Origin of the sequence: Cupriavidus sp. SW-Y-13 (genome assembly GCF_009793345.1) — a bacterium.
Lineage (GTDB): Bacteria > Pseudomonadota > Gammaproteobacteria > Burkholderiales > Burkholderiaceae > Cupriavidus.
This window is the reverse complement of sequence record NZ_WHLX01000001.1, coordinates 1897068-1913451: the sequence shown is the minus strand read 5'-3', so window position 1 is coordinate 1913451 and position 16384 is coordinate 1897068. Positions and strand designations below refer to the sequence as shown.

The window sequence follows — 16384 nt, the reverse complement described above, 5'->3', positions numbered from 1 at the left end:
TCTCCCCTCTCCCGCAAGCGGGAGAGGGGAGAAAACACTGAGAGAGTAAAACTCCCTCAGAACTTCTCGAACGCCCCCAGGAAGCGCCACTGCCCCACCGGCAGATCGCCCAGTGCGATGCGGCCCATGCGGACGCGCTTCAGCCCCACGACCCGCAGTCCCACCTGTTCGCACATCCGGCGAATCTGGCGCTTGCGGCCTTCGCGTAGCACGAAGCGCAACTGTTCCTCGTTCTGCCAACTGACCTTGGCTGGCTTTAGCACCACGCCGTCCAGTGACAGGCCGAAACGCAGGCGCTCAAGCATGTCTTCCGGGAACACCTTGCTGATGTCACGCTCCACCGGGCCCTCAGGCGATTCCCACACCACGCGGACCAGGTATTCCTTTTCGACATTCGAATCGTCACCGATCAGGGCGCGGGCAATGCGGCCATCCTGCGTCAGCACGAGCAGGCCGGTGGAGTCGATGTCGAGGCGGCCAGCGGGTGCCAGGTTCTTGCGTTGCCACGGCGCAAAGCGCTTGCGCGTGGGATCGTTCTCCCACTGGTTTTCCGGGGCAAACAGCACGGCTGCCGGATCGTAGCCATCTTCGGCCTGGCCGGAAACATAGCCCACCGGCTTGTTCAGCAGCACCGTCACACGTTCGCCTTGTTCGGAACGGGCTTCCTGCCTGATTTCGATGGCGGCATCCGGGCGGATGCGGGTGCCGAGTTCGGTCACCGGGTTGCCATCGACCAGCACCCAGCCGAGCGGAATCCACTCGTCGGCTTCGCGGCGCGAGCACAGGCCGAGTTCTGACATGCGCTTGGACAGCCGGACGAGTCCGTCTTCACGCGCTTCCACCGGCGCGGCTTCGCTACGCGGCGCAGGGCGATCCGAACGTTCGCTGCGTTCCGCACGGAACGGCCGCGCACGATCCGAGTTATCGCTGAAGCGCCGCGACGGTGCGGTGCCCTGACGCGGTGCGCCGTCGTCGCGACGCGGTCGCTGCGGACGGGAGTCGTCACCAAAACGACGGGGGCGCTCGGCACGGTTGTCATCGCTGAACTGACGCGGACGCTCGCTGCGGTTGTCGCCCTCGAAACGACGCGGACGCTCTGGGCGATTCTCGCCTTCGAAACGGCGCGGGCGCTCGGAGCGGTTGTCATCGCTGAACTGGCGCGGACGCTCGCTGCGATTGTCTCCTTCGAAGCGACGCGGACGTTCCGGACGATTCTCGCCTTCAAAACGACGCGGACGCTCCGGACGATTGTCGCCTTCGAAGCGTCGCGGACGCTCCGGACGGTTCTCGCCTTCAAAACGACGCGGACGCTCCGGACGATTCTCGCCTTCAAAGCGGCGCGGACGTTCAGCACGGCCTTCATCATCGAAACGACGCGGACGTTGCGCGCGATCCTCGTCGCCGAAGCGGCGCGGTGCGCGTTCGCCATCGGCCGGGCGCGGCCGGGCAGGGCGTGCCGGGCGCTCCGCGCGTTCGGCGCGCTGCATGCCCTCGGCCGGTGCCTTGCGCTTGCCCTTTTCGGAAGCGCGCTCCTTTGCCTGCTTGATGCCGGTGACCACATCCTGCACGCGCTTGCGGTTCAGGTCGGACACGCGCACGGGACGGGTCGCCTTGCGCGGCGCGTCCGAGGTGGAGGAGGGGGTCTTGATACCCAGCGTCTTGCGGGGAGGGGAGTTGCTATCGGTCATATCGTTCCAAACGCTCGCGCGCGGGACATCGGAGGATCAGATGTCCAGTGCGTCGAGCAAATCCTGTTCAAGCTGAATCTGCAATCGGTTGTCGGCGGTCAGGCGCGAGCCATCGACCAGGAACACGTCTTCCACGCGTTCGCCGAGCGTATTGATGCGCGCCGAATGCACGGACACGCGATGTTTGGCCAGTACGCCAGCCAGGGCGTACAACAGGCCGGTGCGGTCGTTGGCGGACACCGACAGCAGGTAGTACTGGCCGCGCTCGTCGGGACGCAGGTCCACGCGCGGCTTGATCGGAAAGCTGCGCGACTGGCGCGACAGACGTCCCTGGGTGGTTTCGGGCAGCGGGCACTCCAGCCGCACCCGCTCGGCAAGCTCGTGCTCCACCAGCGCGAGGATGTCGCGGTAGTCCCCATCGAGACCGGGGTCCGTGATCTGGAACGTGTCCAGCGCATATCCGTCGCGCGTGGTCTCGATCTTGGCATCCTGGATCGAGAATGCCTTGCGCTCGAAGTATCCGCAGATGCGCGCGAACAGATCGGGCTGGTCCTTCACGTAGACCACCACCTGCAGACCCTCGCCGGCCGGCGAGACGCGTGCCTTGACCACCGGGTCGGGGCTGTTCACCTTGTTGTACAGGTGCCGCGTGAGCCAGGCGATGTCGCGCGCATCGTGACGCATGAAAAACGACATGTCGAGCTTGTCCCAGAGCGGCTTGGCCTGCTCCGGGTCGAACGCGTTCAGCCGGAGCTGGGCGATCGTGTCGTCGCGCTTCTGCGCCCACAGCGAGTGCGGATCGATCCGCGCGCCGCCGAGCACGCGCAGCGTGATGCGGTACAGGTCTTCCAGCAGCTTGCCCTTCCAGGCATTCCACACCTTCGGGCTCGTGCCGCGGATATCGGCCACGGTCAGCAGGTACAGCGCCGTCAGGTAGCGCTCGTTGCCCACCACCTGGGCGAATGCCTTGACCACGTCGGGGTCGGTCAGGTCCTGTTTCTGGGCCACATGGCTCATCGTCAGGTGATGTTCGACCAGCCACGCAATCAGGTCCGTGTCCTCGCGCGAGATGCCGTGCTGCTTGCAGAAGCGACGCGCATCCACCGTGCCCAGCTTCGAGTGATCGCCGCCGCGTCCCTTGGCGATGTCGTGGAACAGCGCGGCCGTCCACAGCACCCATGGGCGATCGAAGCTCGCCATCAACTGGCTGCAGAAGGGGAATTCGTGCGTGTGCTCCACGATGGCGAACCGGCGCATGTTGCGCACGACCATCAGGATGTGCTGATCCACCGTGTAGACGTGGAACAGGTCGTGCTGCATCTGTCCGACGATGCGACGGAAGTTGATCAGGTAGCGACCCAGCACGCTGGTCTGGTTCATCAGCCGCAGTGCGTGCGTGATGCCCTGCGGCTCCTGGATGATGGCCAGAAAGAGCCGGCGGTTCTCGGGATCATTGCGCCAGCTTGCATCCATGACCGTACGCGCGTTGTAGAGCCCGCGCAGCGTGCGTGGCGTCAGGCCCTTCACGCCCGGCGTGCGCTCGTACAGCAGGAACGTCTCCAGGATTGCGTGCGGATTCTTCTCGTAGAGATCGTCGCTGGTGATCTCCAGCATGCCCTGGCGTTCCACGAATCGATCGTTGATCACTCGCGTGACCTTCGACTCGCTCGGGAACAGCATGGCCTCGATATTCAGCAGCAGCACGCTGTTGAGTTGCGTCACTGCCTTGGCTGCCCAGTAATAGCGGCGCATCAACTGCTCGCTGGCGCGCTTGGCGGTGGTCTGCCGATAGCCGAACGATTCGGCCAGTGCCGTCTGCAGGTCGAAGACGAGCACGTCCTGGCGTCGTCCCGCCAGCAGGTGCAGCCGTGCGCGGATGGTGCGGAGCAGACGTTCGTTGCGTGCCAGCTCCTGCGATTCGCGCTCGGTCAACAAGCCACGTTCGAACAGTTCCTTCCAGCTATCGCCCAGGCCAGCCGCCTTGGTCATCCACAGGATCACCTGCAGGTCGCGCAGGCCGCCCGGGCTTTCCTTGCAGTTCGGCTCAAGTGCGTAAGGCGTGTCCTGGTACTTGGCATGGCGCTGGCGCAGCTCCAGCAGCTTGGCCTGGAAGAAGTCGCCCGCATCCATGTCGGCCAGGTAGCGCGCCTGCATTTCCCTGAAGAGCGCCTTGTTGCCGGTCAGCAGGCGAGCTTCGAGCAGCGACGTGCGGATGGTGATGTCGGCTTCCGACTCACGGATGCAATCGTCGACCGTCCGTACCGCCGAGCCGATCTCGAGACCAAGATCCCAGCACAGTCCGATAAAGCGCTCGAGCCGCGTGGCCGTGTCGGAGTCCGGCTCGTCGCGCAGCAACAGCAGGACATCGACATCCGAATGCGGGAAGAGCTCGCCGCGGCCATAGCCCCCCACGGCGATCAGCGCGGTATCGTCAGGCAACCCGAGACCCGTCCATGCTTCGATCAACGCGGCATCGACGGCACGGCGCAGTCGCGTGACCAGCGGCGCGACCTGATTGTTTGCGTCGAACTCCGCGAACAATGCCTGCTTGTCAGCCTTGAGGCGGTCGCGAATGCGCTGGCACAGCAGCAGTTCCGGCGTGGTGTCCATGGGAGGTTGGAGGAGGGGCGTGGGCACGGCTGGAAGAAGAAAGGGCGCCTCGGTGGGCGCCCTGGCGATTGTTGCGGATCAGGCTGCGACGGTTTCCGTGATGAACGCGGGCGGCAGCGGCGTGCCTTCGGATTTCGTCAGCACCTCGTAGCCGGTTTCCGTGACGAGGATCGTATGTTCCCATTGCGCAGACAGACTGCGGTCGCGCGTCTTGACGGTCCACTGGTCCGGCATCGTGCGGATATCGCGCTTGCCGGCGTTGATCATCGGCTCGATCGTGAAGATCATGCCGGTCTTGATCTCCATGCCCGTACCGGGACGGCCATAGTGCAGGATCTGCGGGTCCGAGTGGAACACCTTGCCAATGCCGTGGCCGCAGTACTCGCGCACGACGCTGTAGCCGGCACCTTCGGCATGCACCTGGATCGCATGGCCGATGTCGCCAAGGCGCGCACCATTGCGTACCTGCTGGATACCCTTCCACATGCATTCGTAGGTGATCTGGGCCAGCCGCTTCGCCAGGATAGATGCTTCGCCGACCACGAACATGCGGCTCGTGTCGCCGTAGTAACCTTCCTTCGTGATGACCGTGATGTCCAGGTTCACCGCGTCGCCGCTCTTGAGCACGCGGTCACCGGGGATGCCGTGGCAGATCACGTCATTGACCGACGTGCAGATCGCGCCCGGGAAAGGCGGATAGCCCGGGGGCGCGTAGTTCAACGGCGCTGGCACCGTGCCCTGCACGTCACGCATGTATGCATGGCAGAGCTTGTCGATTTCGCCGGTCGTGACGCCGGGCTTCACGAAGGGCGTGATGTAGTCGAGGACTTCGGAGGCAAGGCGGCAAGCCACGCGCATCTGGGCGATGTCTTCGGCGGTGTTGATATGGATACTCATGCTGCTTCGCCTGAAATGTGATGACCCAGCCACCGGCCGCGTCGGAATGTTCGCAAATCGGGATTATCTCACCTTCGTGCGCGGAAAGCAGGGAATTGGTGGGTGTGTTCCCGTGGCGGCGTGGTGTGGGGGGCGCTTTGCGGTCATGCCTGGGGGGCTTGAGCGGATCGCCACTTTGTTGCTACAATCGCGGGCTGACTTGGTGAGTCACCGGAAACGGTCTGCCGGTCAGGAATTCTTGTAGCAAAGATTCTTTTAGTAAATCGCTGGTCCGCCCATCCGGGGTGTTCCTTTTCAGGAATGTCGGGGCGGACTTCAGAAACCAACCCTTTTGGAGTACCTCACATGTCCGTGACCATGCGCGAAATGCTGGAAGCCGGTTGCCACTTTGGCCACCAAACCCGCTTCTGGAACCCGAAGATGGCCCCCTATATCTTCGGTCACCGCAACAAGATCCATATTATCAACCTCGAAAAGACCCTGCCGATGTTCCAGGACGCGCTGAAGTACGTGCGCCAACTGGCAGCAAACCGCGGCACCGTGCTTTTCGTGGGTACCAAGCGTCAATCGCGCGAAATTCTGGCTGAAGAAGCTGGCCGCGCTGGCATGCCCTACGTCGACGCCCGCTGGCTCGGCGGCATGATGACGAACTTCAAGACCGTCAAGATCTCGATCAAGCGCCTGAAGGACATGGAAGCCGCCAAGGAAGCTGGCGCGCTGGAAACCATGAGCAAGAAGGAAGCGCTGATGTTCGAGCGCGAAATGGACAAGCTGCAAAAGTCCATCGGCGGCATCAAGGACATGGGCGGCGTGCCTGACGCCATCTTCGTGGTCGACGTCGGCTACCACAAGATCGCCGTGACGGAAGCCAACAAGCTGGGCATCCCCGTGATCGGCGTGGTTGACACGAACCACACGCCGGAAGGCATCGACTACGTGATCCCGGGCAACGACGACTCGAGCAAGGCTGTGGCCCTGTACGTGCGCGGCGTGGCTGACGCCATCCTGGAAGGCCGCGCCAACGCGGTTCAGGAAGTGGTGGAAGCCGCTCGCGGCGACGACGAATTCGTCGAAGTCCAGGAAGGCTGATTGCCCGCTCGCGCCTGAGGCCGGGATACACCGGCCACCGGCGCCTGCTGTGCGGCAACAAAAAAGGGGGCACTCGGGCGCCCCCTTTTTGCAAACAGATTTCAGTTGTCATCCGCCGCGGATACGATTCGCCCCGGATGAAGCCAACCAATCAAGGAGTGACAAATGGCGGCTATTACCGCAAGCATGGTTGCAGAACTGCGCGCAAAGACCGACGCGCCGATGATGGAATGCAAGAAGGCCCTGACGGAAGCCGACGGCGACCTGGACAAGGCTGAAGAGCTGCTGCGCGTCAAGCTGGGCAACAAGGCCAGCAAGGCTGCTTCGCGCGTGACCGCCGAAGGCATCGTGACGACGTTTATCGACGGCACCACGGGTGCGCTGGTCGAACTGAACTGCGAAACCGACTTCGTGTCGAAGAACGACGACTTCCTGGGCTTCGGTGCCAAGGTTGCCGAACTGGTGGCCAAGCAGAACCCGGCCGACGTGGCAGCCCTGCTGGCTCTGGAAATGGACGGCTCGACGGTTGATGCCGTGCGCGCCGCCCTGATCGGCAAGATCGGCGAGAACATGACGGTCCGTCGCTTCGTGCGCTACGCCAATGGCGGCAAGCTGGCTTCGTACCTGCACGGTACGCGCATCGGCGTGATGGTCGAGTTCGACGGCGACGAAGTGTCGGCCAAGGATGTGGCCATGCACGTGGCCGCCATGAAGCCGGTCTCGCTGTCGTCGGAGCAAGTGCCCGCCGAGCTGATCGCCAAGGAGCGCAGCATCGCCGAGCAGAAGGCTGCCGAATCGGGCAAGCCGGCCGAGATCGTCTCCAAGATGGTCGAGGGTTCGGTTCAGAAGTACCTGAAGGAAGTTTCGCTGCTGAACCAGCCGTTCGTGAAGAACGACAAGCAGACCGTGGAACAGATGCTGAAGGCCAACAACACCAGCGTAAAGGGTTTCACCCTGTACGTGGTGGGTGAAGGCATCGAGAAGAAGCAGGACGACTTCGCTGCTGAAGTGGCCGCCCAGGTGGCTGCCGCCCAGAAGGGTTGATGTCCAGGTGATCGAGCCGTTTCTCCTCCGGGAGGTTGGCCCGGTCACCGTATAATGCCGAGGGGCGCCGCAAGGTGCCCCTCTGCACAAGTACGGCACACGATGTGCGCCGTACAGTCAGTTTTCGCGGTCACCGGCCTCTGCGCGTCTTTTTAAAGGACGTTGCCGGCAGATGACCGCGAAAACCGGCTATCCAGTTGTCCAGTTTTTCCAAATTCATGCGCGGCCGGTGCGCAGAAGCCTTGTGCCGCCCGCGCCCATCCATCCGTTCAAACGAGCGATCAAGAACCAGCCCGAGGGTGACCATGCCAGCCTACAAGCGCGTCCTTCTGAAACTGTCCGGCGAAGCCCTCATGGGCGACGATGCATTCGGCATCAACCGTGCCACCATCGAGGGCATGGTCAATGACATTGCCGAAATCGTGAAGCTGGGTGTCCAGGTCGCCGTCGTCATCGGCGGCGGCAACATCTTCCGCGGCGTGGCCGGGGGTGCAGCCGGCATGGACCGGGCCACGGCCGACTACATGGGCATGCTGGCCACGATGATGAATGCGCTGGCGCTGCAGGATGCCATGCGCCACGCCAACATCGAAGGCCGTGTTCAGTCCGCACTGCGCATGGATCAGGTGGTCGAACCGTACATCCGTCCGCGCGCCATCCGTCAGCTCGAAGAGGGCAAGGTCGTGATCTTTGCCGCTGGCACGGGCAATCCCTTCTTCACGACTGACACGGCAGCAGCGCTGCGAGGCTCGGAAATCGGCGCCGAGATCGTGCTGAAGGCCACCAAGGTGGACGGCGTCTACACGGCGGACCCCAAGAAGGATCCGAGCGCCACGCGCTACGCCACGATTACGTTCGATGAGGCCATCTCCCGCAACCTGCAGGTCATGGACGCTACCGCCTTCGCGTTGTGCCGTGACCAGAAGCTGCCCATCAAGGTGTTCTCGATCGTCAAGCCGGGAGCGCTCAAGCGCGTGATCCTGGGTGACGACGAAGGTACGCTAGTACACGTTTGAGCAGTCGGGGCCGCGTCAGAATACGGATTCGGCCCGACCTCAGAGTAGAATGTTTCATTTTCGATCCCGCCTGGGCGGGATCCTGTCTGGTAGTTTCCCGGAGGTAAACATGACCGTCGCCGACACAAAGAAGAGCGCCGAGCAGAAGATGCAGAAGTCCATCGAAGCTTTCAGGACCGATCTGGCGAAGATCCGCACCGGCCGCGCGCACACCGGCCTGCTCGATCACGTGCAGGTGGATTACTACGGCTCGCCCGTGCCCATCAGCCAGGTGGCCAACGTTGGTCTGGGCGATGCGCGCACCATTACCGTGCAGCCGTGGGAAAAGAAGATGGTCCAGGCCGTCGAGAAGGCTATCCGCGATGCGGACCTGGGCCTGAACCCCGCCACGATGGGTGACGTGATTCGCGTGCCGATGCCAGCCCTGACCGAAGAGCGCCGGAAGGAACTGATCAAGGTGGTGAAGAGCGAGGCCGAGGGCGCCAAGGTGGCCGTGCGCAACCTGCGCCGCGACGCCAACGAGCAATTCAAGAAGCTCGTCAAGGACAAGACGATTTCGGAAGACGACGAACGTCGTGGCACCGAAGAAGTCCAGAAGCTGACGGACAGGTACGTCGGCGAAATCGACAAGCTCGTGACCGAGAAAGAGAAGGAAATCATGACGGTGTAAGGCCGTCCCGGCGCCTGGGCGCCGGGATCGTTCCGCATCGTCCACGCATCCATGCAGCATATCAGTTCGACGCTCGGCGTTCCCGATACTACTTATGTGCCTCGCCACGTTGCCATCATCATGGATGGCAACGGTCGCTGGGCGACGCAGCGTCATCTGCCGCGCGTGGCTGGCCATACGCGCGGGCTGGATACGGTGCGCGACATCGTGCAGGCATGTGCCTCGCGTGGTGTGCAATTCCTGACGCTGTTTGCATTCAGTTCAGAGAACTGGCGCCGTCCCGCCGACGAGGTGTCCTTCCTGATGCGCTTGTTCATGACCGCTCTGCGCCGCGAAGTGGTCAAGATGCATGCGAACAATATCCGCCTGCGGGTCGTGGGTGACCTGGACCGGTTCAGCCCGCGCATCCAGCAACTCATCAAGGACGCCGAAGCCCGCACGGCATCTAACACCGGCCTGACCGTGACCATCGCCGCCAACTACGGCGGACGCTGGGATCTGCTCCAGGCAATGCGCAAGATGCTGGCACGCTCGCCCATGCTCGATACCGAAACGATCGACGAGTCCGTGCTGGCACCGCACCTGGCCATGGCCTATGCACCGGAGCCGGACCTGTTCATTCGCACCGGTGGCGAGCAGCGCATCAGCAATTTCCTGCTTTGGCAGCTCGCGTATTCCGAGCTGTACTTCACCGATACCTTCTGGCCGGATTTTGACGCCGCCGAGCTCGACAAGGCTTTTGCCTCGTACCGTCAGCGCGAGCGTCGTTTCGGCAGGACCAGCGCGCAGCTGGTGGCGCCGGGTCTGTCCGGCACGGCCTGATACCGGTCCGAACCATCTTTCACAACAACGGGAAACCGCAGCCGCATGCTTCTTACCCGCGTCATCACCGCCGTATGCCTGTTGTTGTTGATCCTGCCCATCCTGTTCCTGGCGCCACCCGTTGCGCTCGGCGCGCTCGTCGTGGTGATCGTTGCGCTTGCCGGGTGGGAGTTCGGGCGGCTGATCGGGCTGCGTGGGCCATGGCCGTATGCGTATGCGATGGCGTGCCTGGCGGTGCTGCTTGGCGCCTTCCTGACCGCGGATACAGGGTCCGTCGAGTGGCTGCTCAAGGCGTCGCTGGTAGCCTGGGGCGTTGCGCTGGTGCTGCTGGCGCGTGGCGTGCGCAAGGCTTCTCCGGGATTCACCGTGCTGGGTGCGGTACTCGGCCTGATCATGCTGCCGGCTTTCGGGCATGCGACGATGGGGCTGCGCTTTGCCGGAGTGGGCGTGTTGCTCACGGCCGCCGTGCTGGTCTGGGCGGCAGATATCGGCGCATATTTCGTGGGCAAGGCAATTGGCCGTCGCAAGCTGGCACCGACCATCAGTCCCGGCAAATCCTGGGAAGGAGCGATTGGCGGCTGGTTGTTGGCAATGGCCGTGGCACTGGGGCTGGCAGCTAGCCATGCGTTTGCGCCGACCTGGTATTCGACGATCGCCGACAAGGGTGGCCTGGGTCTGCTGGCTGTGCTGACCACGCTGCTTGTGGCTGCCAGTGTGGTCGGCGATCTATTCGAATCGCTGCTCAAGCGGCAGGTGGGCATGAAAGATAGCAGTCGTCTGCTTCCCGGCCATGGGGGCGTGCTGGATCGCATCGACGCCCTGATTCCGGTGTTCCCGCTGGCGGCGCTGCTGCTATCGTGGGTCTGATCAAACTTTGAGTTTCACGGGTTCTATGCAACGCATTACGATTCTGGGCGCCACGGGTTCCATTGGCGAAAGCACGCTCGATGTCGTGCGCCGTCATCCGGACCGGTACACGGTGCATGCGCTCAGCGCCCATCGTCAGGTGGACAAGCTGGCCGCTGCCTGCAAGGAATTCCGTCCGGCGCGTGCGGTAGTGGGTTCACCCGAGGCGGCGCGCGAACTGGAATCTCTGTTGCGCAGCGCGGGTCTCGATACCCAGGTCGAGCACGGGCCCGAAGCGCTCGAATCGATTGCCTCCGACGCCGGCACCGACGCCGTGATGGCGGCAATCGTGGGAGCGGCGGGGCTGCGCTCCTCGCTGGCTGCCGCCCGATCGGGCAAGCGCGTGCTGCTGGCGAACAAGGAATCGCTTGTGATGTCGGGTAGCATCTTCATGGATGCCGTGCGCGAACACGGCGCCACGCTGCTGCCGATCGACAGCGAACACAACGCGATCTTCCAGTGTCTGCCGACGAGCGATCCCCGTTATGGCATGGGCGTGTCCAAGGTTTTGCTGACGGCTTCGGGTGGCCCGTTCCGCACGCGCGACCCGTCCACGCTGCATGACATCACGCCCGACCAGGCTTGTGCGCATCCGAAGTGGGTGATGGGGCGCAAGATCTCGGTCGATTCGGCCACGATGATGAACAAGGGCCTCGAAGTCATTGAGGCGCACTGGTTGTTCGGTGCGCCTGCGGACAAGATCGAGGTACTGATCCATCCGCAGAGCATCGTGCATTCGATGGTGGCCTACGCGGATGGTTCGGTTCTCGCGCAGTTGGGTAATCCAGACATGCGCACGCCGATCGCCTACGGCATGGCGTATCCGGAGCGGATCGATTCGGGTGTCACGCCACTGGACCTCACCCTTGCCGGCGGACTGCATTTCGAGACGCCTGATCTCGAGCGTTTTCCGTGTCTGGGCCTCGCCTTCGATGCACTGCGCGCCGGTGGCCTGGCGCCAGCAGTGCTCAACGCCGCGAACGAGGTCGCTGTCGACGCGTTCCTGGCCGGAGATATCCGCTTTACCGATATCGCTCGCGTAGTCGATGGGGTGCTTGATCAGCCCGTGCAAGGCTCCGCTGACAGGCTGGACGATGTGCTCGCCGCCGACGCCGAAGCGCGCCGGGCAGCGACGGCACTGCTCACACAACTGGCCACGCATTGATCGATCACGGCGCAGCCGGATCTGAAAAAGGGTGATTTACCATGCAAACCGTCATCGCATTCGTTGTCGCCCTCTGTGTCCTGATCTTTGTCCATGAGATGGGGCACTACCTGGCTGCGCGTGCCTGCGGCGTAAAGGTCCTGCGTTTCTCCATTGGTTTCGGGCGGCCGCTGGCACGTTGGGTCAGCAAGAGACGGGACAAGACCGAGTGGACGCTGGCGATGATTCCGCTGGGCGGCTATGTCAAGATGCTTGACGAGCGTGAGCGCGATCCGGAAACCGATCCGCCCATCGACGCCGCCGAGTTGTCGCGTGCGTTCAATCGTCAGTCGGTAGGCAAGCGGTTCGTGATCGTGGCCGCCGGGCCGCTGGCCAACTTTGCGCTGGCTATCGCGCTGTATGTCGTGCTGTTCGCGGGCGGCATGCGCGAACCGTTGCCGGTGCTGGCAGCGCCAGCCGACGCCACCGTGGCCGCACAGGCCGGCGTGCGCGATGGCGACCGTGTGCTGTCGTTGACGGCGAACGGCGCAACCGAGACCGTGCAGTCGTGGAATGACCTGCGCATGGCGGTGTTCTCCCAGGGTTTCGGTGACGCCCGCGCGGTATTGCATGTGCGCGGCACCGATGGCACCGAACGCGATATCCAGCTTGGGCGCCTACCTGATACGGGTGGCAATCCGGAACAGGATCCACTAGCCACGCTGGGACTGGCGCTCAAGGGCGGACCGGTCAAGGTTACGGAAATTGTGCCGGATTCAGCCGCCCAGCGGGCTGGCCTTCAGGCCGGCGACACGATCACGACGTGGCAGGGCCAACCGTTGACCCAGGCCGGCGAACTGATTCGTGGCGTCCGCGCCCGCCCGGGGCAGGACGTGACACTGGGTATCGAGCGTAACGGGCAGCGGTCCGATCTGGTCGTGAAGCTGGATGCCGCGCCCGGGGGCAAGCCTGCTGCGGACGGGCAGCCGGCAGCCATGGTCGGCAAGCTCGGTGCAGCGTTGAACCAGGCGGTGCAGACCGAGGTGGTGCGCTACCCGGTCACTCAGGCGCTTGCCCGCGCCGCAGACCAGGTCTGGAGTACCAGTACGCTGTCGCTCAAGCTGCTCGGCAAGATGCTGGTCGGGCAGGCGTCGTTGCAGAATCTGAGCGGTCCGCTGACGGTTGCGGACTACGCCGGCCGGGCCGCGAACATGGGTTGGCAGCCTTTCGTCAGTTTTCTGGCCTTGGTCAGTGTCAGTCTTGGTGTACTGAATTTGTTACCTATTCCGGTGCTGGATGGGGGGCATTTGCTGTATTATTGCGTGGAATTTTTGACTGGCAAGCCTGTACCAGACCACTGGCAAGCGATGCTGCAGAAGGTTGGCATCGCGTGCATCCTGCTCCTGACTTCACTCGCATTATTTAATGACGTCAGCCGACTGTTTCTCGCGCGCGGCTAGATTCGCGCAGCTGGAAACGCCTGTCGGCCGGGGGCGGTCGTTTTTCCGGGAGGAGTTTCTCCACCGGAGAGGATCAGTTGTGCCGGCGTAGTTGCACTGGTGTACCAACAACGCTGGAGCCGGCACTGGAGCCAATACCCTGCATGAAATCGATGAGGAAGAGGGGATCGACTTTGATCAGAAATAAGCGCATCTCGCTGGGCTTGCTGACGAGTGCCATTATTGCTGCGTGGAGCCCGGCGGGCTGGGCCGCAGATCCGTTCGTGGTCAGGGATATCCGCGTTGAAGGCTTGCAGCGCGTGGAACCGGGTACCGTATTTGGCTATCTGCCTGTCCGCGTTGGTGAAACATTTACCGACGACAAGGGCGCCGACGCAATTCGTGCGCTCTACAATACCGGTTTCTTCAAGGACGTGCAGATCCGCGCCGAAGACGGCGTGCTGGTCGTGCAGGTCGAGGAACGTCCGGCGATTTCCCAGCTTGAATTCGTCGGCATCAAGGAATTCGACAAGGACACGCTGCGCCGCTCGTTGCGTGCCGTTGGCGTGGCCGAAGCGCGTTACTACGACAAGGCGCTGATCGACAAGGCCGAGCAGGAGCTGAAGCGCCAGTACGTGGCGCGCGGCTACTATGCTGCCGACGTTCAGACGACCGTGACCCCCGTTGACCGCAATCGCGTGTCCGTGGTGTTCAACGTGGAAGAGGGTCCGGTCGCCAAGATCCGCCAGATCAATATCGTCGGCAACAAGGCTTTCAAGGAAGGTACGCTGCGCGATGAAATGCAGCTGTCCACGCCGAACTGGCTGTCGTGGTACACGAAGAACGATCTGTACTCGAAGCAAAAGCTTACGGCCGATCTGGAAGCGCTGCGCTCTTTCTACCTGAACCGCGGTTATCTGGAATTCCAGATCGAATCGACCCAGGTGTCGATTACCCCGGACAAGAAGGATATTTACCTGACGCTGAATATCAGCGAAGGGGAGCAGTTCAAGGTCTCCGATATCCGTCTCGCTGGCGAACTGCTCGGCAAGCAGGACGAGATGGAGAAGCTGCTGAAGCTCAAGAAGGGCGACATCTTCTCGTCCGAGAAGCTGACCGCCAGCACGAAGGCCATCACGGACCTGCTGGGTACCTATGGCTATGCCTTCACGACGATCAACCCGCAGCCGCAGATCGACAAGGAAAAGCGTGAAGTTGCGCTGACCCTGATGGTCGACCCGGGCCGCCGTGTCTATGTGCGCCGCGTGAACGTGGTGGGCAACAGCAAGACGCGGGACGAGGTGGTGCGTCGCGAAATGCGCCAGATGGAAAGCTCGTGGTTCGATAGCGAGAAGCTGCAGCAGTCGCAGGCTCGTATCAACCGGACCGGCTATTTCACGGACACGAATATCACCACGGAAGACGTGGCGGGTGCGCCCGACCAGGTGGACGTGAACGTGAACGTGACCGAAAAGCCGACTGGCCAGATCAGCCTGGGCCTGGGTTTTTCGTCGACCGACAAGCTCGTGCTGCAAGCTGGCCTGCGTCAGGACAACGTGTTCGGTTCGGGTACCAGCCTTGGCCTCGACGTGAACACGGCGAAGTCATTCCGTACGATCGCGCTGACGCAGTATGACCCGTACTTCACGGTGGACGGCATTAGCCGCTCGACCGATATTTACTACCGTACGTCGCGTCCGCTGTACTACACGGGCGACCAGGACTACAAGATCGTCTCGGCCGGTGGTGGCTTCAAGTTCGGCGTGCCGTTCTCCGAGAACGATACGGTGTTCTTCGGTATCGGCTATGAGCGGACCCAGGTCTATACGTCGTCGAACACGCCTAGCCAATATGCGGCCTGGCTGCAGAAGATCGGCAAGAACAGCGGCGATCCGATCAATAACTTCCCGTTCACGATTGGCTGGGCCCGCGACCGTCGCGACAGCGCACTGATCCCTACGAAGGGACCCTATACCCAGGCCAACCTCGAAGTCGGTGTGCCGGGCGGCGATACCCAGTACTATCGCGCCAGCTTCCAGCAGCAGTATTTTTACCCGCTGTCGAAAGCATTCACACTGGCTTTCAACGGTGAAGTGGCCTATGGTCACGGCTACGGCGATACGCCGTTCCCGGTGTTCAAGTACTTCTACGCTGGCGGTATCGGTTCGGTGCGTGGTTACCAGACCAGCACGCTGGGTCCGAAGGACCAGAACGGCAACCCGGTGGGTGGTGCGTCGAAGCTGATCGGTAACGTGGAATTCGTGTTCCCGCTGCCCGGTTCGGGTGTCGACCGCACGCTGCGGCTGTTCACGTTCTTCGACTTTGGTAACGTCTATCAGGAAGGCGCCCCGATTACCTTCAGCGACCTGAAGTACTCTACCGGCTTTGGTTTGTCCTGGCTGTCGCCGATTGGTCCGCTCAAGGTCAGCATGGGCTTCCCGCTGAAGAAGGACGAGACCGACAAGGTTCAGCGGTTCCAGTTCCAGATCGGTACCGCGTTCTGATCCCCAGAAGGATTTGCTTGATGAAACTCCACACTCCACTGATGAAATCCCTGAGCGCGGCTGCTCTGGCCGCAGTGGCCCTTTGCGCGGCGGCGCCGGCAATGGCGCAGGAAACCCGCATTGCCGCGGTGAACTCCGAGCGTATCCTGCGTGATTCGCAGCCGGCAAAGGTTGCACAGGTCAAGCTCGAGCAGGAATTCTCGAAGCGCGATCGCGAACTGCAGGACATGGCCCAGAAGATCAAGGGCATGGCCGACAAGCTCGACAAGGACACCGCCGTACTCGCAGACGCAGACCGTCAGCGTCGTCAGCGCGAAGTGGCCGATCTGGATCGCGAGTTCCAGCGCAAGCAGCGCGAGTTTCGTGAAGACCTGAACCAGCGCCGTAACGAGGAACTGGCGCAGGTGCTGGAACGTGCGAACCGCGTGATTCGTTCACTGGCCGAGCAGCGCAAGTACGACCTGATCGTCCAGGAAGCGGTCTACGTGAATCCTCGCATCGATATCACGGATGACGTGATGAAGGCGCTGAACGCCGGCGCGAAGTAAGCAGCGT

Annotated in this window: 13 protein-coding genes; 10 read left to right on the top strand and 3 right to left on the bottom strand. The window is 62.6% G+C overall.

Annotated elements, in window-relative coordinates:
- Positions 1-56: 56 nt before the first annotated feature.
- From GA566_RS08540 to map, 3 genes are all read right to left on the bottom strand, one after another.
- Positions 57-1688 carry a pseudouridine synthase gene (locus tag GA566_RS08540; protein WP_160472501.1) on the bottom strand — a complete coding sequence of 544 codons (1632 nt, stop codon included), beginning with the start codon at positions 1686-1688 and terminating at the stop codon, positions 57-59.
- Positions 1689-1724: 36 nt separating this feature from the next.
- Entirely contained in the window at positions 1725-4298 is a 2574-nt protein-coding gene (locus GA566_RS08535; protein WP_160472500.1) for a [protein-PII] uridylyltransferase, read from the bottom strand.
- 78 nt (positions 4299-4376) lie between these two features.
- Complete coding sequence (map, locus tag GA566_RS08530; protein WP_137924593.1) at positions 4377-5195, bottom strand: type I methionyl aminopeptidase; 819 nt, start codon at positions 5193-5195, stop codon at positions 4377-4379.
- 345 nt (positions 5196-5540) lie between these two features.
- On the opposite strand from map, the gene rpsB reads away from it, so the two are divergent.
- The 10 genes from rpsB to GA566_RS08480 all read left to right on the top strand — a co-directional run bounded on the left by rpsB (position 5541) and on the right by GA566_RS08480 (position 16377).
- A complete protein-coding gene (gene rpsB / locus GA566_RS08525; protein WP_137924594.1) occupies positions 5541-6284 on the top strand; it encodes a 30S ribosomal protein S2 in 744 nt (247 codons plus the stop codon).
- Between the two features lie 165 nt (positions 6285-6449).
- On the top strand, positions 6450-7328 hold the full coding sequence (gene tsf / locus GA566_RS08520; protein WP_137924595.1) for a translation elongation factor Ts: 879 nt from the start codon (positions 6450-6452) through the stop codon (positions 7326-7328).
- Positions 7329-7633: 305 nt separating this feature from the next.
- Entirely contained in the window at positions 7634-8344 is a 711-nt protein-coding gene (pyrH, locus tag GA566_RS08515) for a UMP kinase (protein ID WP_137924596.1), read from the top strand.
- A 109-nt stretch (positions 8345-8453) separates the two neighbouring features.
- Complete coding sequence (gene frr, locus GA566_RS08510; protein WP_137924597.1) at positions 8454-9014, top strand: ribosome recycling factor; 561 nt, start codon at positions 8454-8456, stop codon at positions 9012-9014.
- 51 nt (positions 9015-9065) lie between these two features.
- Positions 9066-9836, top strand: a complete 771-nt coding sequence (locus GA566_RS08505; RefSeq protein ID WP_137924598.1) for an isoprenyl transferase — start codon at positions 9066-9068, stop codon at positions 9834-9836.
- A 45-nt stretch (positions 9837-9881) separates the two neighbouring features.
- Positions 9882-10703 (top strand): phosphatidate cytidylyltransferase, encoded by an 822-nt coding sequence (locus tag GA566_RS08500; protein ID WP_137924599.1) that lies wholly within the window; start codon positions 9882-9884, stop codon positions 10701-10703.
- 25 nt (positions 10704-10728) lie between these two features.
- The gene (gene ispC, locus GA566_RS08495) at positions 10729-11907 is read left to right on the top strand and encodes a 1-deoxy-D-xylulose-5-phosphate reductoisomerase (protein ID WP_137924600.1); all 1179 of its coding nucleotides are present in this window, start codon (positions 10729-10731) and stop codon (positions 11905-11907) included.
- Between the two features lie 41 nt (positions 11908-11948).
- A complete protein-coding gene (rseP, locus tag GA566_RS08490) occupies positions 11949-13346 on the top strand; it encodes an RIP metalloprotease RseP (protein ID WP_160472499.1) in 1398 nt (465 codons plus the stop codon).
- Positions 13347-13519: 173 nt separating this feature from the next.
- Positions 13520-15829, top strand: a complete 2310-nt coding sequence (bamA, locus tag GA566_RS08485; protein ID WP_137924602.1) for an outer membrane protein assembly factor BamA — start codon at positions 13520-13522, stop codon at positions 15827-15829.
- Between the two features lie 20 nt (positions 15830-15849).
- Positions 15850-16377 (top strand): OmpH family outer membrane protein, encoded by a 528-nt coding sequence (locus GA566_RS08480; RefSeq protein ID WP_137924603.1) that lies wholly within the window; start codon positions 15850-15852, stop codon positions 16375-16377.
- The last annotated feature ends 7 nt before the right edge of the window (positions 16378-16384 follow it).